We start from the raw sequence: 25,828 nt of genomic DNA, 5'->3' as shown, positions 1-25,828 counted from the left end.
TTATTTTTGCTTTGCTGCCTCCTTTTCAGCTTGAAACTTGGTCCATTCTGCTTTACGTTGTGCGACCTCGCTATCAGTCATATCTGAGAAACCATAGATAAGATCAGTCAGTTTTTGTGAGCTGCGGTCATATTCGTTGGTCATGGTAATACATTCTGTCGGACATACGACAGTACATAGCCCGCAATACATACATTTAGCCATGTCAATGTTGAATTTGGCCGGGTATAGTCTTTTAACGCTACCATCGGAGGTTTTTCCAATCGCTTCCGGAGATTTGATGGCTTCGATTTCGATGCAGTCGACAGGACAAGCCTTTGCGCATAAATTACATACAATACAGTCCTCGATATCGACTTGCAGCTGATAGCGGGCAACCTCTGGGATAGGCATTTTTTCACGCGGATATTGAACAGTAACAATACCTTCCTGCTGATCAAAGTAGTTATCCTTTTTGATATTTAATTCCGTTCGCGAACGTCGGGCACCAAACAAGTGTTTAACAGTCAAAGATAAACCCTTGATTGCCGTACGAAATGCATGCGAAGCCGTTTTAAATATCATATCCTATGCTATAACTAAAATTCGCCAAATTGCAGAAATGGCCATACAAAGAAAAGCCAGCGGCGTCAATACTTTCCAACATAAACTCATCAGTTGATCTGCACGCAACCGTGGTAATGTCCATCGAATCCACATTTGGATACCAACAATAAATAATGATTTGGCTAAGGTCCAAAATATCCCCCACACCAAGCCTGTGGTCCAATCGGCCAAACGTATCGCTCCTATGTTTGGTAACGGTGTATTCCAAGCTCCTAAGAAGAGAACAACCCCCAACATCGATACCAAAAACATCATGGCATACTCCGCCAAAAAGATAAAGGCAAATTGTATCCCGCCATATTCCGTATGGAAGCCACCGACCAATTCAGATTCGGCTTCCGGGATATCAAAGGGAGCACGATTACACTCGGCAAGGGTTGCGATAAAGAATATGATGTAGGTGATAATCAAATGTGGAGCCTGAAAAATATTCCAGGCGAAGAGGCCCCCAATCTCATTGACTTCCCAAAGGCCCAAGAATTTAATGCTTCCATTGGTTAGGATGCCCTGTCCAATAGCGATTTCATTCAAATTTAGGGTTTGGGTTAGCATAACGACCGTAATTAGGGAGAGGCCTACCGGAATTTCATAGGACACCATCTGTGCTATGGCACGCATGGAGCCTAATAAAGAATATTTGTTGTTAGATCCCCAGCCAGCCATTAAAATGCCCAAAGCATCAATGGAGATGATGGCCATTATGAAGAACAGACCCGTATGCGTATCGGCTGGAATAAAATCTTTGGCCCAGGGAATAACGGCAAAACCTGTAAATACAGCCACGAAAATAACGATAGGGGCAACTCTAAAGAGAATCTTATCGGCTGATGAGGGGGTAATTAATTCTTTTTGTAATAATTTGAGAATGTCGGCGATCGTTTGGAGACTGCCGTACTTCCCTGTTTCCATTGGTCCTAGGCGATCTTGTACAAATCCCGCGATCTTTCGCTCGGCATATACTGCAAACAAGGTGAAAGCTGCTATAAAGGTGAAAATAGCAATGGGAACCAAGATATGTAGTATTGTTTCTAACAAGTCTTATTTATAATGATTTTTAATAAGAGACCAATGAATACGCAAACTTAACGAAAAACAGGGAATTTAGATAAGGAAAAATTAAAATATACTTAACAAGTAGATTATCGTGACAATAGCGTAACGACAAGTAATCATATCTTGTTCGAGTAGGTGGTTTCGGACAGCTGTAATGCCATCCATGTTAGCTCGGATGAAAATAAAAAAGCACCCCGAGGGATGCTTTTTTAGGATATAAATCGAAATCGGATTAACGATTTGAAAATTCAACGTAGTCGCGTTCTGTGTGGCCAACGTATACTTGTCTTGGACGACCGATAGGCTCTTTGTTTTCGCGCATTTCTTTCCATTGTGCAATCCATCCCGGTAGACGGCCTAAAGCAAATAATACCGTAAACATATCTGCTTTGAAACCTAATGCACGGTAGATGATACCTGAATAGAAGTCAACATTTGGATAAAGTTTTCTGTCGATGAAATATTGGTCATTCAATGCTGCTTCTTCAAGCTTTTTAGCGATATCCAATACTGGATCTTGAACGCCTAATTTCTCCAAGATATCATCACATGCTTTTTTGATGATCTTAGCACGAGGGTCGAAGTTTTTATAAACGCGGTGACCGAATCCCATTAGACGGAAAGGGTCGTTTTTGTCTTTTGCTTTAGCAAGATATTTTTCAGCATCACCACCATCATTTTTAATGGCCTCCAACATCTCGATTACGGCTTGGTTTGCACCACCATGTAATGGTCCCCACAATGCATTGATACCCGATGCAACAGATGCATAAAGGTTTGCATTGGATGAACCAACGATGCGAACAGTAGATGTTGAACAGTTTTGCTCATGATCAGCATGTAAAATCAACAATTTGTGCATGGCGTCAATGACAACAGGATCGAATGTTTTTTCATCATTCACTTCTCCAAACAGCATGTTTAGGAAGTTGTCAATGTAACCAAGGTTATTTTTTGGATAAACAACAGGATGACCTAATGATTTCTTTTGAATCCAAGAAACGATTGTTGGCATTTTTGCCAAAAGATTGATGATCGTTTGATCTTCTTCTTCGTCTGTTAAGTTTGGATTTAAAGATTCTGGATAAAATGCCGACAATGCGCCTACTAAACACGAAAGTTGGCCCATTGGGTGAGATTTGGATGGGAATCCAGCGAAGAAGTTCTTCATATCTTCGTGAATCATCATTTGCTTTTTGATGTCAGCTCTGAATTTTTCCAATACCTCTTTTTTTGGAAGCTCTCCATAAATCAACAAATAAGCAACTTCCAAGAAAGTCGATTTCTCTGCCAATTGTTCAATTGGATATCCTCTATATCTCAATATGCCTTTTTCACCATCAAGGAAAGTAATCGCACTTTTCGTTGCACCTGTATTTTTGTATCCTGGGTCTAACGTAATAAATCCGCTTAGATCTCTTAATTTGGAAATATCAACTGCTTTTTCATTTTCAGTACCGACAATGACCGGAAGGTCATACGAAGTGCCGTCTAAATTTATAGATGCTTTATCTGACATGTTTATATATTATCTTATATCTGATTTGTTATGCTAATCTCACAAATTTAACTATTTGATATTTAAAATTGAAAGTTCTTTTGGAATTAAAATGACATGATTGCGTCATTTTGGATAATATTCACTAATTATTTACTTAAATAAGCAAATAATTTATTCAAATTTAACATTATCTTATTTTGCAAAAAATATCAATCTATTTTTCTTTGCGCAACCTTTCCTTTGTCTTCGTAGTTACCCTGTTTACCCGATCCAAAAAAGGGGAGTATGATAAAACACACCAGAATAATGGACGTTAGTGTCAGAATTCCTGTAGTCCACAATATTTTGCTGAAGTTCTCTGCATCCAATAGCTTAATGCCCCAAAGCCCCAGTAGGAAATAGGTGGCAACGAAAAGTATCACCAAGGTGAATAATATACCGAATATGTATTTCATAGCTGAATTAATTTATGTGTTATGAATTGATTCACCTCGGTATAATTGAGCTGAATCGTGATATAAATATCCCCGCATGCATTATATTTTGTTGAGGATCTGTTTTTTGAGTGTATCGAATTCTTCTTGGGTAATGATGTTTTCACGGAGCAGCAGCTGCAGCTTTTGAAGTTTCTCGACAAAGTCACCCTCTTGCTGAATATGATCTTTGATCTCTTCTTTTTGGAGGTCAAACTGTTTTCCGAGTTCCATACCGACACCCAGTTGTGCACCTACACCCGCGATTCCCCCTTCATTTTTAGCGGCATCACGGAGCGCACGTAATTTTTCCAGTTCAACATAGCTTAAGCCTGCCTGCTGTGCCGCTTGATTTTGTGTGCTTAAATCGGTGATTTCTCCGATTCTTCGTTGTGTATTGGCATCAAATTGAGTTCCTAAGATTTTGAAATCCGTAATGTCGAGACCAAGATCATTAAAATCTTGTTCAACCGCAGTCTTGATGTCGTTGGATAACAGTCCCAGTTGACTGTCAATTTCATTGTAACCCAGTTTCTTTTGTGCAATCTGCGCAATAATTTGTTGTGGGATCCGATTATTGATGATGTCTTGAATGACAGCTGTGCTGACCGTATTTTGATTAGCGACAATATTTTTATAGAAATGCACCGGTTCCTTGATGAGGTAAGAGAACGTACCATTCAAGCCGATTTCTATTGGTAAATTGTAATGGGGGTCGATATATTTTATCGGTGTTCCCGTTCCCCAGGATTGATTGACGATAGCGGCCGTACGAAAAAAGTAGATGTAAAGCTTATGCTCGGATTCAAAGTTCTGCCGTAAACGCGCTAAAGTGGTAAAGAATGGATGGTTGTCCGTTTTGAGGTTGTATGTTCCCGGTTCGGTCAGCAGGTTTTCACCTTTTCCTTCATAGACAAGGATGCAGCCCTGCCCTGGAGCGAGGATCAGCTTGCTGGAATTTTTGATTTCGTTCCTTTCGGATGGGAATTTATACCACAATAATTGAGGGTCTTGGTTTTTCCACTCGATGACTTCAGAAAGCTGGTTGTTAAAAAGATTAAATAGTCCCATAGTGTTTAATTTAGTGTGTCGAATTTAGGGTTATACCCTTCAAACTTGTTGATTTGTTTGCCGCTATTATCAAAATAATAATAGTCGCTGGCTCCCTTTATAATAAAACCATCTTTGAGGAGGCTCCCATTTCCATACATGGATTTAAGATCTGTGGTCACTGTTTTTTGTATAGCGCCAGTTGTTACATCCAATAGTTGGATCTGGAAAGGATCGTCTTCGGCAGGTGTTGGTTTATACGCAATGAGTAGCGTTTTGTCATTCTGCGCAATGATTACAGGCTGAAAGTAAAGTCTTCCTGGCGTAAAGTCCTTGAAGTTGATCAGACGGGCGCCTTTAAATTGCCATGGATTAATCAATACCTTTTTATAAGGATCGCGGTCGGTGAATATGCCCGATCCGCCGTAGTCTTTATCCCAGGAAAAGCGCGGGCTATCTTTGGGGAATCCATATTGATATTGATAACTGTACTGGATTAACTGTATTTTTTCTTCTGGATAATAACTGGATTTACTTGAAAAGGTAAATTCCGTTTTTGTAGTTGGGTTGGGAAGCTTTTTCCTTCTTTCGTCGTACAGCTGTTTGTCGGGAATAGATTTGTTAATCAAAGGATAATAAGCTAGGTTTTGGCCTTCATTGTTGACAATTTGATAGGCTGAGCCATAGTCTTCGTATTTGAATTCAACTTTGGCGATGCCAGTGCTTAAAGATGGCGCATCTTTTACATAGTTCTCTAGGACACTTTTAAAAGTGAGTGTATTTCTGTCCAGCTGATAAATGTATTTGGATTTGACGATGATATATAGATTCTGGTCTTCAAATACCTGAAGTTTGACGTCGCTGCTTGATAGTTCGACGGGAGTTTCCATCAAAGCCTTTACCCATTCTTTTTTACCCGTTTTGGGATCGAAGAGCCCAATATAAACCTTATTGTCCTTGTTTTCGTCCATTCGTTTTCTGAAAGTTCCGACATTGCCGACGACAACAACGTGTGGCGTATTATCTTTATCCAAAAATAGCGTGTTGCTTGCGTAGTTCCATTCCAGAGGTTCTGCCTCTTCTTTTTTCTCTGCTGTATTGGAACTGCTGTAAGTTGAATAATCGGGCGCTGGCTTTTTGGAAAATAGAGCGCTTAGGGCTCCAATGACAAACATAAGCGCAATAAAGCCCACAACAGCAAATAATACAATTCGTATGGCTTTATATTGATCTTGGTTGTTGCGCGGGTAGTTATAGTTGTGGTTGATATTGATGTCATCACTATCCAGAAAAAATTCTGTTCCACAGCTATCACATTTGTAATAATCGGGGCGCAGTGTGGTGATTTTTATACTTCCACAATGCGGACATTTGATCGCTTTGATATTTTTAGCCATTTATCTTTCTTGTATTTGTTTTTAAACCATCTCCTTTTGGAGTGAACGGTGCGACTGATTGCTATCAATTTTACACAGTGGAAATTCCTGTTTTTTCAATTGATGAAGCGATTTATGAATGAATTTAGAATTAAAATAAACGTATTGCAAATTTTCTGCCAGCTAACTTATATTCGTCGGATTTGAGTTTAAATACGCAAGAAATGAGCCACTTCTTTTTTTGGAGGGGTGAGGAAGGCTTTATTTTGGGAGAGATCCGTAAAGGAAAGAAAAAATATTTTTTGTATTTACGAATTATTCGTAGATTAGTGATAGATTAGAAAAAGGAAGATAAAGTCATGGAAAAATTAACAGCACAGGAAGAGCAGGCAATGCAATCTATTTGGAGCCTCAATGGAGGTTTTATAAAAGAGATCTTGGATAATGTAAAAGGCGAGAAGATGCCTTATACGACATTAGCTTCGACAGTAAAGAATCTGGAGCGCAAGGATTTTGTGAAAGCAGTACGCTATGCCAATGCCAAGCGCTATGAGCCGATGGTGAGTGAGGAAGATTATAAGGCCAAGTTTATGAACTCCTTTGTGGGCGATTATTTCAAAAATTCCTATAAAGAGATGGTTTCCTTTTTTGTACAGGAAGAAAAACTGACGGCTGATGAGTTAAAGGAGATCATGGATATGATTAAGCATAATAAATCTTAATGGCATGGAAAGTCTACTAACCTATATTATACAAGTCAACCTGTTGTTGGGTATTATCTATCTGGGATATATCGGGCTGTTGAAAGGCTTGACGTTCTATTTTTTAAATAGAGCCTACTTCTTAGTAGGGGGGCTATTTGCTTTTCTGTATCCGTTTTTGGATTTAAAGTCTTTGTTTGTACAGCGTGGATTGAATATGGGGGTCGTAGGCGAGCAAATTTCGCTTTATATTATGGAGCCGGACGTTCAACAGCAGCTGACATTAGGGAGGTTGGTGGAAATCGTATTTATGGCCGGTGCTGTTTTATTGTTATTAAAATTTGTATTTCAATTATTGAGTTTATTGCGCATTCATCTGAATTCGAGGTCCGATCAATGGCGGACTTATCTATTCCGGAATGTGCTTATTCCTATTGTTCCATTTTCGTTTTTGAATAAAATCTATGTCAATAAAGGGCAGCATGTTGATGCTGAACTAAAAGATATTTTTAAGCATGAGGATATTCATGTGAAAGGCCTTCACAGTCTGGATATTTTACTGTTTGAAATGATATTGGTGTGTTGTTGGTACAATCCTTTCGTCTGGTTCATGCGCAGGGCCATTCGCCAAAATTTGGAGTTCCTGACTGATCAGCAGGTTCTCGATAAAGGAATTGACAAGCAGACGTACCAATACAGCCTATTGAATGTGTCCAAAAAGGGCACTTCAGTAGGATTGAGCAATCAATTTAATTTTAAACTTTTAAAACGTCGTATTATGATGATGAACAAGAAGCGATCATCGAAAATAGAGCTGAGTAAATACGCCTTTCTTTTACCCGTATTTTTATTGACGGGAGCAGCATTTACGGTAAGTAAAGCGGAGGGAAGTATAGAGGGAGTAGTTGAGAAGGCAAATGAGACAGTGTTACCTATTCAGTTACCAACAGTTGATTTAAAATCTCAGGAAGATCAATCAAATAGGAGCTCTACCGCGTTAGCGGATACTTTGGCTAAAGCAAATCAGGTAGAGGCGAGAGATTTTAAGGAAATCAAAAGATCTGCTATTGATTTTTCTAAAAATCAAAAGTATTTTGTGGATAATAAATTGGTCTCTAAGGCTGAATTTTTGGCTATTCCTGAAGGAAAACTGGCGAAGTACTGGTTTTCGAATGATAGTGATATGATCAAGTATCGGACGAAGTCTTCAATTGATATTGCTGGCGGAGCAATTTTGGCCAATACTGTTGAGATGCAACAACATTCGGATATAGCACAAAAAAAATTACGCTGTGTTATGAATGGTATTGTGCAGGAAAAAACTTTTACTGTGGATGATATCGATCCAAATGCTATAGCGTCAGTCTCGGTATTACAGGGTAAGGCTGCTATTGATAAGTATGGTGAAGATGTTGGGAAAGATGGTATCCTTGAAGTGAAATTGAAGGAAGGAGCTCATATTGGTAAAGATATGACTAAACTCAAAGGGCTTACGATAGGGGTGACGTATCGTGATGATCAGCTAACGAATGATAAGTCAACTGATGTGGTGTATGTTATTGATGGCAAGCGAGCAGATCAAAAAATGGTGAAGGAGCTAGCGCTGACACCGGATGGAATTGACAATGTAACGATACTAAAGGGAGCGTCTGCGACCGTTAAATATGGATCAGATGCAGAGAATGGCGTTATATTGATTACGACAAAAAAATGGGCCCGTGAAAATCCGGATAAAGTGAATGATAAAGTGCGTCCAATTGGACAAGAGGATAAAAAGGGAGATAAAGTAGTCTCTGTTGTTGGATATAAGAAAAACGAAGGACAGGATGACAAGGTTGTTACTGTTGTTGGTTATAAGAAAAGTGAGAAATCAGATGACGCGACACTGGATGTTTTTTCGGATAAATCAAAAAGGATAAGTTCTGACGCGGTAATGGGATTGTTGGGGAATAATTCAGCGAATGAGTCTATTGGTACTGATTTTCCATCTGTTCGTGTTCGTGGTTATAATGGAAAAGTCAAGCCATTAATTGTGGTTGATGGGACTGTTAAGAAAGAGGCTAGTTTGGAAAAACTTAATTCGAAAGATATTGAATCAATAGAGATTTTGAAAAATGCAAGTGCGACTGCGTTGTATGGGAGTGCAGGCAAAGAAGGTGTCATTATCGTTAAGACCCGAAAGAAAGCAAGCGAGCAAAAAAACGATGAGCAGGCTAATGGGGGATTAAAAGAGAAGGTAAGCGGCATCATTAAGATGGAGATAGAAAAAGAAAAGATACGGGCAGAAAGTAGTAACTAAGTGTAAGACTCTCTTAGTAAAAGATAAAAAAGACCGATTTAAATCGGTCTTTTTTATGTTATAAATCAATACCAATATAGGGTATTACATTAATGAGCTTTAGTGACTTCTATTATTTTGTATTGAGGTTCGTCATCGTCAGCTCGATGCCGATATTGACAAAACTCTGGATCATTTTAACGGAATGGTCAATTAAAGCCGGTAATTCAGCTTGTTCCTCTTTATCAAAAGGGCCAAGTACATAATCTACTTGTCTACCCTTTGGATAATTGTCTCCAATACCAAAACGTAGACGCGGATAAACCTGTCCGCCACAAAGCTGTTCAATGGATTTAAGTCCGTTATGACCGGCGCTGCTTCCTTTGGGTTTCATCCGCAGCGAACCAAATGGAATGGCCAGATCATCCACAATCACCAATACATTCTGAATTGGAACTTTACATTGTTGCATATAGTAGTTAACAGCCTTACCACTTAAGTTCATATAAGTCGTGGGTTTAATTACTGTGACGTTGTGGCCCCTTTGCTTAAATTCGCTATAATATGCTAACTTGAGCAAGGAGAAACTGGCGCCAGCCTGTTTGACAAGCTCGTCGGCAACCATAAACCCTATATTATGCCGTGTATCGGCATATTCACTGCCAATGTTGCCCAATCCAACGATAAGATAATTCATGATGCAAAAATAAAAATTTTAATAAACAAAAAAGCACCGAATTTCGGTGCTTTCTGTAGTATTTTAAGAATCTTGCTCAGATTATTTTTTACCACCTTTAGATGCTTTCGCTGCTTCTTGTTCAGCTTGACGCAATGCACGAGACATGATTACTGATACGATTGTATCATCAGCATTGTTTAATACTTTTGCGTTTTCCAATTGAATTTGACCTACACGAACTGATTTACCAACTTCTAAAGATTCCATTGGTACAGCAATTTCTTGTGGTAAGTTTGCAGGTAATGCTTTTACGCGTAAATTACGTAATTTTTGAACTAATTTACCCCCCATTTTAACACCTGGAGAAGTTCCTGTTAATTTGATAGGAATATTCAATGATACTTCTTTATCATCAAATAATTCTAAAAAGTCAACGTGCGTAACTAAGTCAGTTAATGGGTGGAATTGTGCGTCTTGAACGATAGCTCTTTTAGTTTGACCTTCAATGTTTAATTCAACAATGATTACGTCTGCAGTGTAAAGAACTGGTTTCAAATCAGCTGCGGATACAGAAAGAGCTGTTTGCTCTGTACCACCGTAAAGTACTGCTGGTACTAAACCTTGGTAACGCAATTCTTTTGCATCTCTTTTCCCTACGTTCTGTCTTACAGAACCGCTAATAGCAATTGATTTCATCTTTTAATTTTTTATAAATTTGAGGTGCAAAGATAATCTAATTTCTGATATTATCAAAAAAATACGACCGCTATTAGTTCGGAAACAGATACTTATTCCAGGTTTTTGATTTTTCCATGTTCATGACTATGCCTATTCAAGGCCACTTATTTACTCTAAAGTATGACCAAATTGATACCATTTCCTATATTAAAACTGGAATAGGACTCTCTTAGTAGGGGTATAACAGGGGGTTAGCAGGGCTTTACCTTTGTTATACCCCTGCTAACCCCCTGTTAACCCTCCGTAAATCCCCTGTTATTGTAGAATTTGGTATCAAACAATTGTTAACTTATATACTCGATAAAAAGGGCTATTCGCCTATGGTTAAAAGATAAGAACCAAGCGGAAGAGAGAAGGTGGGGTGGTGGCGCAACACAAAAAAAAGACCCTGATTATTGAGCTGAATGCTTTCTGTACCAGGGTCCAATATCTAGAATCTAAAACTCAAAGATTACTCTACTTCAAATAAATCGGAGATTGAAGAGTGTTGATTTACACTTGTGATTGCTTTTGCAAATAAATCAGCCGTTGATAATACTTTGATTTTGGTCGATTGTTTTGCTTTTTCTGGATCCAATTGAATGGTATCGGTTACGATCATTTCTGACAATACCGAGTTTTCAATTGTTTCATATGCCTTTCCGGACAACACAGCATGTGTACAAACGGCTCTTACAGATTTTGCACCATTTTCCATGATCAGTGCTGCTGCTTTTGAAAGTGTACCAGCAGTATCACAGATATCATCGATTAAAACAACGTCCTGACCCGTTACGTCACCGATGATAGACATCGATTCGATTTCGTTTGCACGTTTACGACGTTTGTCACAGATAATAACTTCTGCATTGAAAAATTTAGCAAAGGTACGTGCTCTGTATGAACCACCCATATCTGGTGAAGCAATCGTTAGATTTGGAAGTTTTAACGATTTGATATAAGGAACAAAAATGATAGAACCATCCAAATGGTCAACAGGGATATCGAAAAAACCTTGGATTTGTGCTGCGTGCAGGTCCATTGTCATGATACGGTGGATACCAGCTGCAGTCAACAGATTGGCGATCATTTTTGCGCCAATAGCAACTCTTGGTTTGTCTTTTCGATCTTGTCTTGCGAAACCAAAGTAAGGGACCACCGCGGTGATATAATGCGCTGAAGCTCTCTTCGCTGCATCTGTCATCAATAATAATTCAAAAAGATTGTCGGTAGGTTGGTTGGTAGATTGGATAATGAATACATCGCTTCCGCGAACTGACTCATTGTAGAAAGGTTGAATCTCACCGTCGCTAAAACGTGACAATGTTTTGTCTCCTAGTGGTTTCCCGTAAGATTGTGCGATTTTTTCGGCCAGTTCTGTAGTGCCAGAACCTGCAAATAGTTTAACCGTGTTGAATTGCAAAGGCATGGTTTTGTATATTTATGTTGGGTTATTGTATTGTCGTTTATTCAATATTTTTATTCCCTTACTGTTTTTTAAAGTTAAACATTAAAAAAAATGGATTGTTTTCACAATCCATATACGCTTAACTTTAAAAGTTGTCCGACCTGGATTCGAACCAAGACAAACAGAACCAAAAACTGTTGTACTACCCTTATACTATCGGACAATGTCTCTAAAAAGTCAACGTTTCCGCTTTCCTCTTTTTGACGACGCAAAGATAGAGATTTGTTTTAAAAATCAAAATGTAAATTTAAAAAAATCTAAACCCTTTTATAAATAATAAGCCTTGCATATAACGCAGAAAAGGCTTGCAGATGCAAGCCTTTTCTATTGTTTGTTGTCCGACCTGGATTCGAACCAAGACAAACAGAACCAAAAACTGTTGTACTACCCTTATACTATCGGACAAACAATTCAAAAGTGATTGCTATCGTGATGATGTCGTTCACATTTGATGATGCAAATATACGGACTATTCTCATTTCTGCAAATAAAAATGAACTTAAAAGTGTATTAGGGCTGATTTTCAAAGAAATAATTTTTGTTTTGATTTGAAAAGATATGCACGCTAAGCTTTTTTATCGAGATGTTGGCCCACAAAAGTACAAGCGTGATTTTGGGAATGCTTTCCTTTCAGCCAATATTGGATCGCGTAATGAAATTTTTTCAATTAATATGTGTTAAAAAATCAGAATAAAGTTCATTTCTTATTAACTTATCCTTATTTTCGAGCCGTATTAATAATACTTTTTACAGTTATCATTTTATGAACTATACTAAAATCAACAATCTTTTAGGATGGATATGTGCGCTAATAGCAACTGTAGCGTATGTCATGACTGCCGAACGATCGACGAGTTGGTGGGACTGTGGCGAGTTTATCGCTTCAGCCTTTAAACTTCAAATTGTGCACCAGCCAGGAGCACCTTTATTCTTAATGATTCAAAATATATTCTCAAACCTTGCTGGTGGAGATGTTACACGAATTGCTTTCTGGATGAACGTAGGATCGGCAGTATGTAGTGGTCTGACCATTTTGTTTTTATTTTGGACAATTACAGCTTTAGCAAAGAAAATCGTTGTAAAAGGGGTTGATGGATCATATACATCCACCGATTTAATCAAAATATTCGGTTCGGGCGCTGTTGGTGCACTGGCTTATGCTTTTACGGATACTTTTTGGTTCTCAGCAGTAGAGTCCGAAGTATATGCCATGTCTTCTTTATGTACAGCCGTCGTATTTTGGGGTATTCTAAAATGGGAAAATCATGCCGATGAAGCTGGTTCGGACCGCTGGTTGATCTTTATCGCCTATGTGATGGGACTTTCTATCGGGGTACACTTACTGAACCTTCTGGTGATTCCGGCAATTGCTTTGGTCATTTATTTTAAACGTTCAAAAACAGTGACATCATCGGGGGCGATCAAAGCTTTCTTAATCGGTGTTGTTGTTTTGGCGCTAATTCTATGGGGTATTATTCAATACACTGTTAAAGCCGCCGCATATTTTGATCTGTTCTTTGTGAATAGTTTGGGCATGGGCTTTGGTACTGGATTTAACTTATTCATGATTTTAGCGGTAGCTCTTTTCGTATATGGTATTTGGTATTCAATCAAAAAGGTAAAACCGATGTTAAATCTGATCTTAATCAGTGCAGCATTTATCATTTTTGGTTATAGTTCCTTTGCCATGATCATGGTGCGCGCCAAGGCAAATCCTACGTTAAATAACAGTGATCCGGATAATGCATTTTCTTTTGTGAGTTATCTTGGACGTGAGCAATATGCCAGTGAGCCGCTTTTGAATGGACCTACATTTGATGCGCAAGTGGTTGATGCTGAGCCTACGTATACGTACAGAAAAGATAAAGACAAGTATACCAAGGTGGAGAACGGCATGGACTATAAATACGATAAAACGATGTTTTTCCCGCGTGTTTATAGCTCAAGAGACCAAAATCATATAGATTATTACCGCGATTACCTAAAGATTCCTGAAGGACAATCGCCAACATTTGGGGATAACTTAAAGTTCTTCTTTAGCTATCAGATCGGACATATGTACGGCCGTTATTTCTTGTGGAATTTTGCCGGTCGTCAAAATGACCAACAAGGTCAGGGCTCATTTACCGAAGGTAACTGGATCTCAGGGGCTAAACCTGTAGACCAGATGCATGTGGGCGGACAGAATGCCATTCCAGATTCATTGAAGACTGACCCTTCAAACAATAAATATTATTTCTTGCCTTTGATCATTGGTTTAATTGGTGCATTCTGGCATTTTGGAAAAAGACAACGTGATGCGGGAATTGTGGGTCTGTTGTTTTTCTTTACAGGATTAGCAATTGTATTGTATCTAAATCAAAGTCCACTTCAACCACGTGAACGTGATTATGCGTATGCAGGTTCTTTTTATGCCTTCGCCATCTGGATCGGGCTTGGGGTTTTCGCTATCGCAGATTATTTAAGCAAAAAAGTGGATGGTAAAATAGCGGCCGGTGCTGCTACGGTAGCTTGTTTATTGGGGGCTCCTGTATTGCTGGGTTTCCAAAACTGGGATGATCACGATCGTTCGGAAAAAACGACCGCACGTGATTTAGCGAAAAACTACCTGGCTTCCTGTGCACCAAATGCAATTTTATTTACCTATGGTGATAACGATACCTACCCATTGTGGTATGTGCAAGAAGTTGAAAATTATCGTCCGGATGTTCGGGTCGTCAATTTAAGTTTGTTGAGTTCTGATTGGTATATGCGTCAGATGAAACAAAAGGTAAATCAGGCAGATGGCTTACCGATCAATATTGATAACGAAAAGTTCAAAAAAGGTGTTCGTGAGATACTCTATTATCAAGATATGAAAGTGCCGGGTCATGTGGATCTTGATTTGATCATGCAGATTTTATTGTCTGATGATCAAAAGAATAAATTGGAATTGCGTGGTGGTAAATTTGAGAACTTCCTGCCAACGAAGAACTTTAGCCTTCCGGTGAACAAAGAATCTGTTCTGAAAAATAATGTCGTTCCTAAAGCTTGGCAAGAATCTATTGTCGACACCATGAGCTGGACCTACAATAGAAATTATATCTCTAGAGCTGAATTATCTATCTTAAACGTGTTATTGAATAACGATTGGAAACGTCCAATTTATTTTGCGGCAACAGTTCCAAATGATAACTACCTTGGTTTAGATAAATATTTGGTGCAAGAGGGTTTTGCCTTGCGCTTGATGCCAATTGCAACTCCTGCCGGAGCAGAAGGTACATTGGTTGATACACAGTCTGCTTACAAAGACATTACTACGAAATACCAATGGGGTAATATGGCACATGCTTCTTACCTGGATCCTGAATCTTACCGCATGATTACCATGATTACAAATACAGTAATGGGTGGTACAGCGACACAGTTGATGATGGAAGGTCATAAGGATGAGGCGCGTAAAGTCGCTGTTGAAACCTTTGAGAAAATGCCAAAACGTGTTTATTTGATGCGTGACATTTTAGGCTATATTCCAATTGTCAATGTGTTGTATGAAACTGGTGAAACGAAGCGTGCGAATGAGATTGTAAACCGTAATTTGAAGTTTATGACCCAAAACATGCGTTGGTATCAGGATATTGCTCAAACCAAGCCTGAACTGGAATATTCAAATATAGGTACAGCATTACGTGCTTTGGGTGCCTATAAGAGTATCTTGGCCTCTACCTCGGAAAAACAATTGCTACAGCAAGTGACCGATTTAGAAAAATCGTATAAACAACAGTATGGTGTTGAATAGCAATTAGAGACATCATTTTAACCGAAGGAGCTGCCCTTTACTACAGGTATTCGAAAAGGAAAAACACTTTTTGATGCGATGTAGGAAAGGGCAGCATTTTTTTGATTATTTTTTCTTAGCTTAACGCCATATAAAACCAACCTTAAGTTATGATGAAACGTCAATTAAAATTGTGGGATGCAGTGATGCTGGTCATGGGGTCGATGATCGGAAGCGGTATTTTTATTGTATCGAGTGATATGATGCGGCAGCTGGGATCCGGATATTGGTTGGCGATAGTTTGGTTATTGACTGCATTAGCAACTGTTGCGGCGGCAATCTGCTATGGCGAATTGTCGTCTATGTATCCGAAGGCTGGGGGACAATATACCTATCTGACAGAAATATTTGGGAAGCCAATCGGCTTTTTATATGGCTGGAGTTTATTTACAGTCATTCAAACGGGAACGATAGCAGCTGTAGCTGTTGCCTTTGGTAAGTTTACAGCCTACCTTATTCCGCAGCTAAATGATGCAGCACCGCTATTTCAGCGTGGAGAGTTTAAGATTACCTGGATACAGATTGTCGCTATGGGTGTTATTATTCTCCTGACCTTTATCAATACAAGAGGGATCAAGAGTGGAAAAGCTGTTCAATCTTTCTTTACTTCAGCAAAAATTATTGCGCTGGTTTTACTGATTTTAGGTGGTCTGTTCTTGATTAAGGAAAATCATTTTTCAGAAAATATGGCTTATGGCTGGGATTCTTTTCAAAATTTGAAAGGTGCTGGCTGGTCGCAGATCTCGGGGGGTGTACTGATGGGGGCTTTAGCTGCTGCGATGGTAGGTTCGGTATTTAGCAGTGTGGCCTGGGAAAATGTAACGTTTGTTTCCGGAGAGATTGTTAATCCGCAGCGTAATGTTGTTCGGGCATTGGTTATCGGGACGAGCTTGGTGATGTTGCTCTATATAAGTTGTAATTACATTTACCTGGCGGCATTAAATCGAGAGGAAATTGCTTTTGCGGCAAATGATCGTGTTGCCATAGCGGCGGCTGAAAAAATATTAGGACATACGGGCACGATAGCGATGGCGATTTTGGTTATGATCTCGACCTTTGGTTGTGTTAATGGACTTGCACTGTCCGGAGCGCGTGTTTTTCAGACCATGGCAAAAGATGGATTGTTTCTGAAGCAGGCGATTCCCAATAACAAATATGATGTGCCCGCACGATCGTTATGGCTTCAGGGAATTTGGGCTTCCTTACTTTGCCTGAGCGGACAATATGGCAATTTACTGGATATGATATCTTTTGTTATTGTCATATTTTATATGATTACAGTGCTGGGTGTGATTATTCAACGTATCCGGAGACCCGATTTGGAACGTTCCTACAAAACCTTCCTCTTTCCGATTACACCAATCTTGTACCTGTTGATAGGTGCCGTATTTTGTGTATTATTAATTATCTATAAGCCACAATATACCTGGCCAGGCTTCATACTGGTATTAATCGGTGTACCGGTGTATTTTTTTGCACGGAATAATAAACGTGCCGAGCCAGATGAATAGTCGCTACGTATAGTATTTCGATGTTATGGAATTTGCTGTAAATGGTTGACAATGCGTATTGTATATAACTTCAAAATCTGTTAATGTGCTGGAATAATTGGTTTGTAAATTTCCCGGAAAGGAAGATATTCTTTGTTCAAATCACTTTTTGTTATTGTGCCGGTTGGATGCAAATATTGAAATTAATTGCCCTTCATGGCTTCGTTTTTGTTAAAAAAAGTGTAGCTTTGCTCAAACATTCCCATAATGAAACAGTCGATTTTATTAGACGGACCAAAATTTCAAATCACAATTCAAAGACTATGTCGTCAATTGATTGAGAATCACGGTGATTTTTCAAATGCTGTCGTCATAGGTATTCAACCCCGAGGAACTTTCTTAGCGAGACGTATCGTCAAAGAGCTTGAACAAATGATCGGAAAAGAGATTTTAGTTGGCGATTTGGATATTACCTTTTATCGCGATGACTTCCGTACGAAAGGGAATACTGGTCCAATCTTAGCAAATAGCACAAATATCAATTTTATTGTAGAAGGTAAAGAGGTCATCTTTATAGATGATGTCTTATGGACAGGACGTACTATTCGTGCGGCAATGGATGCTGTGCAGGCATTTGGCCGTGCAAGAAGAATAGAATTGCTTGTTTTGGTCGATCGCCGGTTTTCTAGACAGATCCCTATTCAGCCCGATTATATCGGAATACAGGTAGATTCTATTGATTCACAAAAAGTAATTGTTAACTGGAAAGAATCAGAGGATCAGGATAGTATTATCTTGATTACAGAAAAGAAGACGTCAGCTAGCGATTAATAGCGGTGTCATGATGATACTGAAGGTTATTGTTGACCTTTGGAAACAGGCACTTTCAATAAAACCTTCATGACTTCGCAGACGCCAACAGCAATGAAAGCAAACTGAAGGTTCTTTCTGGCCAATAAGATCAGACACTTTCAGAAAAAAAATGATTAGTAAATATTTGAATATACTATAAAATGTCATCTGTAGCAGAACAATTAAGTACCCGCCATTTATTGGGGATCAAAGATCTAAATGAGAACGATATCCAATTGATCCTGGATACAGCAAGTAATTTCAAAGAGGTATTAAATAGGCCAATCAAAAAGGTTCCGTCGTTACGGGATATTACGATTGCCAACGTGTTTTTTGAAAATTCAACACGGACACGGCTATCCTTTGAACTTGCTGAAAAGAGACTTTCTGCGGATATCGTAAATTTTGCGGCATCCTCCTCTTCAGTAAGTAAGGGGGAGACACTCATCGATACGGTGAACAATATTCTTGCAATGAAGGTTGATATGATTGTGATGAGACATCCATACGCCGGAGCTGGGGTATTTCTAAGTAAACATGTTGATGCACAAATTGTCAATGCAGGTGACGGAGCACATGAACACCCTACACAAGCTTTACTTGATTCATTTTCGATCCGTGAACGCTATGGTGATGTAGCTGGTCGTAAAATAGCTATCGTTGGAGATATTACACATTCACGCGTTGCCTTGTCGAATATCTTATGTCTTCAAAAGCAAGGTGCAGAAGTGATGGTTTGTGGTCCGACCACATTAATTCCTAAACATATTACATCATTGGGTGTAAAAGTGGAGCATGATTTGCGGAAAGCGTTGAACTGGTGTGATGTTGCAAATATGTTACGGATTCAATTGGAGCGTCAGGATATTGCCTATTTCCCTTCCTTAAGAGAATATTCCATGCTATATGGATTGAATAAAGAGATTCTGGATTCTTTAGAGAAGCCAATCACAATTATGCATCCCGGACCAATTAATCGGGGGGTCGAAATCACATCGGATGTCGCGGATAGCGAACATTCAATTATTTTGGATCAGGTTGAAAATGGTGTTGCTGTGCGCATGGCTGTCTTGTATCTATTAGCAGGGCAACGCGGATAGTCTAAATTGGTTTTGACGTGCGTTAATGTACGTGTGAGACTAAATAGCACTGTTTTCTAATGCAACTATAGTATGCCTGACTTTATTTTTTGTCGGGCATATTTTTTGTGCAAAATTTCCGTTATAATACAGGATTATTCACAGATGTTAATAACTTTTGTGTAAAATAGCTCAATTAAAGTATAATTTAGTAAAATGAATAAAACTATCTCCCTGAGAAGTGGAGGTTTGAATTGATTTTCAATAAATTTGGGGCTATCTTAAAGCCTTTAATGGCAGAGAGGCTTTCGATAAATTTGCTTTGAAATGCGAATTTATCGCGGTTTGGAGGGAGATTCATTTACATTTGCAGATAAATAACATATTAAGGTTTCACATATTATGTATAAGAAGATTTACCAGGTGGGAGTTGCATTAACCGTTATGGCGACGCCAGCATTAGCGCAACAGACAGAATGGCAACAAATCAACAAGGCGTACAAAACAGGGATGGAATTGTATGAACGCGGAAAATTTAGTTCTGCTTCTGCCCAATTTGACCGTGTTGAAGCTTTGCGGACAAAATCCAACTTGCAATTGGACGAAACAGAGGAACTGTCTTTGTTGAAAGAGAACGTACGGTATTATCAAGCGGTTTGCGCACTGGAATTGGGCGAATCCGATGCCGAAAACCGTTTTCTGAAATACATTAAAGATTTCCCTGTCAGTGCGAATGCTAAAGCAGCTTATTTTCAAATCGGTAAATCCTATTATGCTAAAAAAGATTATGTTAAGGCCTTAGAGTGGTTTAACAAGATCGATAGCAAAAATTTAGCAGGTAAAGAAAATGTAGAATATCGCTTTAAATATGGATATGCTTCCTTTATGACAAAGGATTATAAAACGGCGAAACCATTATTTGAAGGATTGAAAGATCAGAAAACTGAATTTCAGGAAGCTTCAATCTATTATTACGCGTATCTTTCTTACTTAGACGCGGAGTATAAAACGGCGTTGAATGAATTTGAGCGCCTAAATGGATCTAAACAATTCGAAAATAGTTACCCTTATTATATTACTGCTTTGTATTTCTTGGATAAACGCTACGACGATGTGTTGGATTATGCGTTGCCAATTTTGTCGCGAACAAAACAAGAAAATGAAACAGAGATGTTCCGTATTATCGCGGCAACATACTTTATCAAAGGTGATTTAAAAACATCAAAAGAGTATTACGATAAATTCCAGGCACAAGACCAAGGTAAGACGCAGAATAATCAGGATAGCTACCAAATCGGTTACATCGCTTACAAATTGAAGGATTACGATAAAGCGATCACTGAATTGGAAAAAATGACTGATCCTGACGCATATTATCAATCTGCGATGATTACCCTAGGGGATGCTTTCTTGAAGAAAGGCAATAAGCAATCTGCGCGTAACGCATTTTTCCGTGCTTCGAAATTGGATTTTGATCCAGCAATGCAAGAAGAAGGCTTATTCAACTATGCTAAGCTTTCGTATGAATTGGAATTCCACCAAGTGGCTTTGGCTTCCACACAAGAATACCTGAAAACGTACCCAAAATCGAAACGCTTAGAGGAAGCAAAAACTTTGCTTGCTGAAGTATTGTTGAGTACAAAAAACTACCGTGAGGCAGTTGATATTTTGGAATCTATCCCTAAACGTGGAAAAGAAGCAAACGCAGCTTATCAAAAGGTAACCTACTACAGAGGTTTGGAGTATTATAATGAGCGTGCTTTTGAAAATGCAATTTCCCTATTCATGCGCTCTGAAGAGTTTCGTTATGACGAGGAAATTTACGCTTTAGCCACCTATTGGAAAGCGGAAGCAATGTACGAAGTTCGTAAATATGGTGAAGCGGTTACAAATTTCAATAAATTCCTACGCTTGCCAGGAGCTAGCAAAACGGATGTGTATGGGTATGCAAATTATGCGTTAGCCTATGCGGCTTTCCGTAATGGAAACTACAGCACGGCGGCCAATTACTTCGAGCGTTTCTTAGCGTCTGGTGGTTCGAAAGGAATAGAAATGAATACACGTAATGATGCAATTGCACGTTTAGGCGATTCTTATTTCTCTTCGAAAAATTACGGCAGAGCATTAACAGAATACAATAAATTGATCTCTTCTAAAGCGCCTAGTCAGGATTACGCGTTATTCCAGCGTGGTATTATTCAAGGTTTACAAGGGGATAACAATGGTAAAATTTCAACATTGAATGCTGTTATTGCACAATTCCCGAGCTCTAATTATGCTGATGATATTGCGTTTGAGATTCCTTACACACGTTTCTTGATGGGAGAAAGTGACCAGGCAATTGCTGGCCTTCAAACAATGGTTGAAAAATATCCGCGCAGCAGTTATGTGCCACGTGCTTTGGTGACGATTGGTCTGGTTCAGTATAATCAAGATAACAATGATGCTGCATTGGCAACTTTCCAACGTGTAGTCGACCAATATGGATCAACAGATGAAGCAAGACAGGCCATGCGGTCAATTGAGAACATCTATTTGGACAAAGGCGATGCAACAGGGTATATCAAATATGCAACTGGAACAAATTTGGGGGATGCGTCGAAATCTGAACAAGACTCACGTTCATTCTCCACTGCCACAACCCTATTCTCCAGAGGAAATTACCAAGGGGCGGTGGAAGCTGTAAATGCGTATTTCGATAAATTCCCGAAACCAAATCAAGAGAAATATGCGCGTTTTGTTCGTGCTGAAAGTAACGCAGCTTTGGGCAATACAGAAGATGCTCTACATGATTACAATATTATCTTGAATGACTGGACGTCTCCTTATACAGAACGTACGTTAATTTCGGTGTCAAATTTATATTTGAAACAAAAGAAATATAACGAAGCGACACAGTTATTGAAAAAGCTGGAGCTTACTTCTGAATACAAGGCCAACTATGGTTTCGCAATAAATAACCTAATGGTCTCTTATTTCCAAATTGGGGATTATAAAGAAGCATTAAATTATACCAATGCTGTCAAGAATTACGAGAAGTCTTCGGAAGAGGAGATCGCAAATGCATTCTTGTATGCCGGTAAATGCTATGTGAAGCAGAATAAGAAAACTGAGGCAATGAAAGAATTCAGTTTAGCTGCATTGAAGAGCCGTACAGTATATGGTGCCGAAGCAAAATACAATGTTGCGGTACTACAATTGGAAAATAAACAATACGATGCGTGTATCAAAACAGCAATGGATCTATCCGATAATTTCTCTTCATACGAATATTGGGTGGCGAAAAGCTTTATTACCATGGCTGATGCTTATGCAGGTAAAGGAGATTCTTTCCAGGCGAAAGCTACACTTGAATCGATTGTGGATAACTATGATGCGAAAGACGATATTTTGCCAGCAGCAAAAGAACGTCTAAATAAATTGAACAACAAAAAGAAATAGGATACAATGAAGAAGTTGCAAAATAGAAACGTGAAGAAATATACTTTAGCAGCGCTTTTGATGGGCGTGGGATTGAATTCTTTTGCACAGGAAACAGGCAAGAAGAATGATCCTGAGAAACCGGTCACTATCGATTCTTTTGATGTTGTTCGTGATTATAAGCCAATTCTTGCGGATGCTGTGAAAATCCGCCGCAGTCCAGATATGACCAATAAAAGGGAATACCAGCCCAAATTGTCCTACAACAATATTTTGGACAAGAAATTGGATATCAATACCGGTTTGAAACAATTGAATGTACAGGAGATTCCTTTTGCACAACCTTTTGAACATAGTAGCAACTATGTCAAATTTGGTATCGGTAACTACAACAGTATATTGGGGGAGGCTTATTTGGCTTCTGAACAGTTTGAAAATACACGATTTGGTTTATTTGCAAAGCATTTGAGCCAAAAGGGTAATATTGACGGACAGAAGTTCAGTACACAAGATATTGGTATCTTTGGCCGTCGTGTATTGGATGCGGTAACCGTTAAAGGTACCATCGGATACAATCGTTATGGCACAAACTTCTATGGTCAGACTTTTGATCAATCGGGAACAACTTTGTTGAATACGACTCCGGATAAACAGACCTTTACAGATATCTACTTGAATGGAGAGCTGTCAAGTAATGTGGATCCAAAAAATGAGCAAGCCTTAAGCTATTCCGCAAAAGTTGATGGTTATTTGTTTAAAGACGCTTATAAAGCCAAAGAAAATTCCATTGCATTATCCGGTTATTTGAATAAACGCCTAAGTGCATTCAATGTTGGTGCGAATTTGAGCGTGACAATGAATAATGTGAAAGATAGTGCTGAAGTAAAAAATCATTTGGCGGTCATCAATCCATATATTCGTTTTAAGGGCGACAACTATAACGTAACCTTGGGTGCGAATTTAACTTCTGAATTTGGCGATAGCTCAAGATTCAATATTTTCCCATCCGTAGAAGCTGATTTTGCTTTGGCACCTGAATATATCTCTTTGTTTGCCGGAATCAATGGGGGAGTGAAACAAGCTTCTTTCCGTAGTTTCGCTAAAGAAAATCCGTATTTGGCTCCGAACGCTAAAATGATAAACTCGATTGAGAAAATGAATGTTTACGCGGGTTTAAAAGGAAATGCTGGCGCAACATTTGGTTATAAAGTAAAGGTATTCTACAAACAGATTGAGGGATTGCCTTTATTTAAAAACAGTGCATTTGGTGATAGTCAAAATGGCTATGTTCCTTGGGCTTTTGATGTCGTTTATGATGGCGTGATCAATAAGGCTAAACATATGGGATTGGAAGGAGAAATCAATGTACGTCTTTCACAACTGGTTAATCTGGGGGGAAAAGTGTATATAGACGATTACAAATTGAGTGATGAGGAAGAAGCATGGGGATTGCCAAAATTCCGTATGCAGGCTAATGCACGCTTCAATATCTCCGATAAATTTTTCGTAGATGCTGAACTTTCTACACAAGGCAATACCTATGCGTATATTTATGATTATAACGCAGATGGCAGTCGTATTGCCAACAGTGGGCATAAGGCAACAATAGCGTCGTTTGCTGATCTTAATGCAGGCGCAGAATACCGAATCAAAAAACAATTTGGTATTTTCGTCAAAGCAAATAATATCTTCGGAAAAGAATACGAACGTTATATGTATTACCCAAGATTGGGCTTTAATGTAATTGGTGGTCTTAATTATTCGTTTTAACGAATTAAGATTATAAATTTGCATCTTAAAATAGTGCGCGATGAATCTAGGCAAAAACATCAATAGTTTATTAAAACGTTATGCGGAAGTATACGTGCCCGGAATAGGTGTGTTCAAACGAATTCATTCTCCGGCTCAGTTCGATAAACAGAATAATGTGTTTTTACCCCCGATTTCTTATGTTGAGCTGGACTATTCTGCTCAACATGGATTTAATATTGTTCATTATATCCAACAACAGGAAAACTTGGGCCTCAATCAGGCGCAACAGATCTTGTCGGAAACTGTTGATAAGCTGCGGGCCGATTTGGGGCAATTTGGACAGGTCAAACTTGATGATCTTGGATTATTGATTAGTTATGGCGCAAGTTTGGTCTTCAAACCCTTAGACTTGTCGGGATTCGACTTCCAACCGGTTACAAATCTTGTTGCACCAGAAATTGAAACAGTTGTTTCTTCTTTGGAAGAAGCCAAAGAAGAAGAACTTACGACCTTAGCTGTTGAAGAAGACCCTGTTGTAGAAGAAGATCCTGTGGTGGAAGCTAATGATAAGGTAGAGCCTGCGATAGAGTCTATGCCGGATACGGCAGATCAAGACGAAACGATCGAGGTTGAAGAGGTCAAAGAAGAAGCTGAAACAACACAGGTAACGGATCCAGTAGCGGATGAGCTTTCGCAGGAGACAGCACCAACAAACGATCGTACCGGTCTTGAAGCTGAAGAATCGTCGTTAGCGCAAAAGGAAACTGAAGAGTTTGAACCTGTGGATGCTACTGTGATAGCTGATAGCAGTGTTTCGGTTACTCCGAAGGAAGAAAACACTTCAAAAAGAGAAATCGGTGCTATTGCGTCGGCTAACGCCAATTCAACATACGCCCCAAATATCTATGAGGAAGAGCCGCGTAATTCAAATGCGATCTGGTATTGGATGACTGGAATTATTGTGCTGGCAATGGTTGCTGTCGCGGTCGTTTACACCAATCCTACATTGAAGGATTCGTTATTTGGATCGACCAAACCTGTTGTAAAAACGGCAGATACGCTTGTTCAAAAACAGCCGATCATACCTGCTGATACCTTGTCCAATACAATGCAAGCCGATAGTTTAAAGCAAGTCGATTCGTTGGCTAAAACTGGTGTGAAAGATTCTGTTAAAAAGACATCAACTATACCAGCGACCAATGCGGCAGCAAAACCTCCGGTTTTGGAAGCAAATCCTGTGATCAAAGAGTCTATTCCTGTTGCACAACCCAGATATCAATTGGTAATAGGTTCTGCAAAGACAATGGCACAAGCAGAGCAGGAAGCCAAGCGCCTTCGGGAAATGGGCTATAAAACAGCACGAGCTGTAGAGGGAAAGTTTAAAAGAAATAGAAAGAAAATCATCTTAAACACCTACATGACAAAATCCGAGGCAGATCTCGCTAAAAAATCTGTAGAGAAAAAGATTGAAGGTGCTTGGGTAGAAACATTATAGAAACTATATAAAACTATTAAT

Annotated in this window: 18 protein-coding genes; 9 read left to right on the top strand and 9 right to left on the bottom strand. The window is 39.0% G+C overall.

What is annotated here, in order from left to right:
- The 6 genes from BV902_RS25030 to BV902_RS25005 form a co-directional block, all read right to left on the bottom strand.
- Positions 1-564: a NuoI/complex I 23 kDa subunit family protein gene (locus BV902_RS25030; protein ID WP_075994230.1), complete on the bottom strand. Its 564-nt coding sequence runs from the start codon at positions 562-564 to the stop codon at positions 1-3.
- Positions 565-567: 3 nt separating this feature from the next.
- Complete coding sequence (gene nuoH, locus BV902_RS25025; RefSeq protein ID WP_075994229.1) at positions 568-1,641, bottom strand: NADH-quinone oxidoreductase subunit NuoH; 1,074 nt, start codon at positions 1,639-1,641, stop codon at positions 568-570.
- A gap of 250 nt (positions 1,642-1,891) precedes the next feature.
- On the bottom strand, positions 1,892-3,178 hold the full coding sequence (locus BV902_RS25020; RefSeq protein ID WP_075994228.1) for a citrate synthase: 1,287 nt from the start codon (positions 3,176-3,178) through the stop codon (positions 1,892-1,894).
- A 191-nt stretch (positions 3,179-3,369) separates the two neighbouring features.
- Complete coding sequence (locus BV902_RS25015; RefSeq protein WP_075994227.1) at positions 3,370-3,615, bottom strand: hypothetical protein; 246 nt, start codon at positions 3,613-3,615, stop codon at positions 3,370-3,372.
- A gap of 81 nt (positions 3,616-3,696) precedes the next feature.
- Positions 3,697-4,704, bottom strand: coding sequence for an SPFH domain-containing protein (locus BV902_RS25010; RefSeq protein ID WP_075994226.1), 1,008 nt, complete (start codon positions 4,702-4,704; stop codon positions 3,697-3,699).
- Between the two features lie 5 nt (positions 4,705-4,709).
- The gene (locus BV902_RS25005) at positions 4,710-6,080 is read right to left on the bottom strand and encodes a hypothetical protein (RefSeq protein WP_075994225.1); all 1,371 of its coding nucleotides are present in this window, start codon (positions 6,078-6,080) and stop codon (positions 4,710-4,712) included.
- A gap of 338 nt (positions 6,081-6,418) precedes the next feature.
- Here BV902_RS25005 and BV902_RS25000 point away from each other — a divergent pair, with 338 nt between their 5' ends.
- Entirely contained in the window at positions 6,419-6,781 is a 363-nt protein-coding gene (locus BV902_RS25000) for a BlaI/MecI/CopY family transcriptional regulator (protein ID WP_075994224.1), read from the top strand.
- A 4-nt stretch (positions 6,782-6,785) separates the two neighbouring features.
- Positions 6,786-9,059 (top strand): M56 family metallopeptidase, encoded by a 2,274-nt coding sequence (locus tag BV902_RS24995; protein WP_075994223.1) that lies wholly within the window; start codon positions 6,786-6,788, stop codon positions 9,057-9,059.
- 112 nt (positions 9,060-9,171) lie between these two features.
- On the opposite strand, the gene pth is transcribed toward BV902_RS24995, so the two are convergent.
- The 3 genes from pth to BV902_RS24980 all read right to left on the bottom strand — a co-directional run bounded on the left by pth (position 9,172) and on the right by BV902_RS24980 (position 11,863).
- Positions 9,172-9,735, bottom strand: coding sequence for an aminoacyl-tRNA hydrolase (gene pth / locus BV902_RS24990; protein ID WP_075994222.1), 564 nt, complete (start codon positions 9,733-9,735; stop codon positions 9,172-9,174).
- Positions 9,736-9,816: 81 nt separating this feature from the next.
- Positions 9,817-10,413 (bottom strand): 50S ribosomal protein L25/general stress protein Ctc, encoded by a 597-nt coding sequence (locus BV902_RS24985; protein ID WP_075994221.1) that lies wholly within the window; start codon positions 10,411-10,413, stop codon positions 9,817-9,819.
- 493 nt (positions 10,414-10,906) lie between these two features.
- Entirely contained in the window at positions 10,907-11,863 is a 957-nt protein-coding gene (locus BV902_RS24980; RefSeq protein ID WP_046672755.1) for a ribose-phosphate pyrophosphokinase, read from the bottom strand.
- Between the two features lie 802 nt (positions 11,864-12,665).
- Here BV902_RS24980 and BV902_RS24965 point away from each other — a divergent pair.
- The 7 genes from BV902_RS24965 (at position 12,666) to BV902_RS24935 (ending at position 25,807) form a co-directional block, all read left to right on the top strand.
- Positions 12,666-15,680, top strand: a complete 3,015-nt coding sequence (locus BV902_RS24965) for a glycosyltransferase family 117 protein (protein ID WP_075994220.1) — start codon at positions 12,666-12,668, stop codon at positions 15,678-15,680.
- Between the two features lie 149 nt (positions 15,681-15,829).
- The gene (locus BV902_RS24960; RefSeq protein WP_237241833.1) at positions 15,830-17,230 is read left to right on the top strand and encodes an APC family permease; all 1,401 of its coding nucleotides are present in this window, start codon (positions 15,830-15,832) and stop codon (positions 17,228-17,230) included.
- A 246-nt stretch (positions 17,231-17,476) separates the two neighbouring features.
- Positions 17,477-18,040, top strand: coding sequence for a bifunctional pyr operon transcriptional regulator/uracil phosphoribosyltransferase PyrR (pyrR, locus tag BV902_RS24955; protein WP_075994219.1), 564 nt, complete (start codon positions 17,477-17,479; stop codon positions 18,038-18,040).
- Positions 18,041-18,222: 182 nt separating this feature from the next.
- Positions 18,223-19,161 carry an aspartate carbamoyltransferase catalytic subunit gene (locus BV902_RS24950; RefSeq protein ID WP_075994218.1) on the top strand — a complete coding sequence of 313 codons (939 nt, stop codon included), beginning with the start codon at positions 18,223-18,225 and terminating at the stop codon, positions 19,159-19,161.
- A 381-nt stretch (positions 19,162-19,542) separates the two neighbouring features.
- The gene (locus BV902_RS24945) at positions 19,543-22,581 is read left to right on the top strand and encodes a tetratricopeptide repeat protein (RefSeq protein WP_075994217.1); all 3,039 of its coding nucleotides are present in this window, start codon (positions 19,543-19,545) and stop codon (positions 22,579-22,581) included.
- Between the two features lie 6 nt (positions 22,582-22,587).
- Positions 22,588-24,330 (top strand): TonB-dependent receptor, encoded by a 1,743-nt coding sequence (locus tag BV902_RS24940; RefSeq protein ID WP_075994216.1) that lies wholly within the window; start codon positions 22,588-22,590, stop codon positions 24,328-24,330.
- 40 nt (positions 24,331-24,370) lie between these two features.
- Positions 24,371-25,807 carry an SPOR domain-containing protein gene (locus BV902_RS24935; RefSeq protein WP_075994215.1) on the top strand — a complete coding sequence of 479 codons (1,437 nt, stop codon included), beginning with the start codon at positions 24,371-24,373 and terminating at the stop codon, positions 25,805-25,807.
- Positions 25,808-25,828 lie beyond the last annotated feature (21 nt).

The organism is Sphingobacterium sp. B29, from assembly GCF_001952815.1.
GTDB lineage: Bacteria > Bacteroidota > Bacteroidia > Sphingobacteriales > Sphingobacteriaceae > Sphingobacterium > Sphingobacterium siyangense.
Note: the sequence above shows the minus strand (reverse complement) of the source record. Positions and strands in the feature narration are given on the sequence as shown.

Coding starts and splice junctions, on each gene's coding strand:
- BV902_RS25030 (WP_075994230.1), bottom strand. CDS start 564: ATGATATTTAAAACGGCTTCGCATGCATTTCGTACGGCAATCAAGGGT.
- BV902_RS25020 (WP_075994228.1), bottom strand. CDS start 3,178: ATGTCAGATAAAGCATCTATAAATTTAGACGGCACTTCGTATGACCTT.
- BV902_RS25015 (WP_075994227.1), bottom strand. CDS start 3,615: ATGAAATACATATTCGGTATATTATTCACCTTGGTGATACTTTTCGTT.
- BV902_RS25010 (WP_075994226.1), bottom strand. CDS start 4,704: ATGGGACTATTTAATCTTTTTAACAACCAGCTTTCTGAAGTCATCGAG.
- BV902_RS25005 (WP_075994225.1), bottom strand. CDS start 6,080: ATGGCTAAAAATATCAAAGCGATCAAATGTCCGCATTGTGGAAGTATA.
- BV902_RS25000 (WP_075994224.1), top strand. CDS start 6,419: ATGGAAAAATTAACAGCACAGGAAGAGCAGGCAATGCAATCTATTTGG.
- BV902_RS24995 (WP_075994223.1), top strand. CDS start 6,786: ATGGAAAGTCTACTAACCTATATTATACAAGTCAACCTGTTGTTGGGT.
- pth (WP_075994222.1), bottom strand. CDS start 9,735: ATGAATTATCTTATCGTTGGATTGGGCAACATTGGCAGTGAATATGCC.
- BV902_RS24985 (WP_075994221.1), bottom strand. CDS start 10,413: ATGAAATCAATTGCTATTAGCGGTTCTGTAAGACAGAACGTAGGGAAA.
- BV902_RS24980 (WP_046672755.1), bottom strand. CDS start 11,863: ATGCCTTTGCAATTCAACACGGTTAAACTATTTGCAGGTTCTGGCACT.
- BV902_RS24965 (WP_075994220.1), top strand. CDS start 12,666: ATGAACTATACTAAAATCAACAATCTTTTAGGATGGATATGTGCGCTA.
- BV902_RS24960 (WP_237241833.1), top strand. CDS start 15,830: ATGATGAAACGTCAATTAAAATTGTGGGATGCAGTGATGCTGGTCATG.
- pyrR (WP_075994219.1), top strand. CDS start 17,477: ATGAAACAGTCGATTTTATTAGACGGACCAAAATTTCAAATCACAATT.
- BV902_RS24950 (WP_075994218.1), top strand. CDS start 18,223: ATGTCATCTGTAGCAGAACAATTAAGTACCCGCCATTTATTGGGGATC.
- BV902_RS24945 (WP_075994217.1), top strand. CDS start 19,543: ATGTATAAGAAGATTTACCAGGTGGGAGTTGCATTAACCGTTATGGCG.
- BV902_RS24940 (WP_075994216.1), top strand. CDS start 22,588: ATGAAGAAGTTGCAAAATAGAAACGTGAAGAAATATACTTTAGCAGCG.
- BV902_RS24935 (WP_075994215.1), top strand. CDS start 24,371: ATGAATCTAGGCAAAAACATCAATAGTTTATTAAAACGTTATGCGGAA.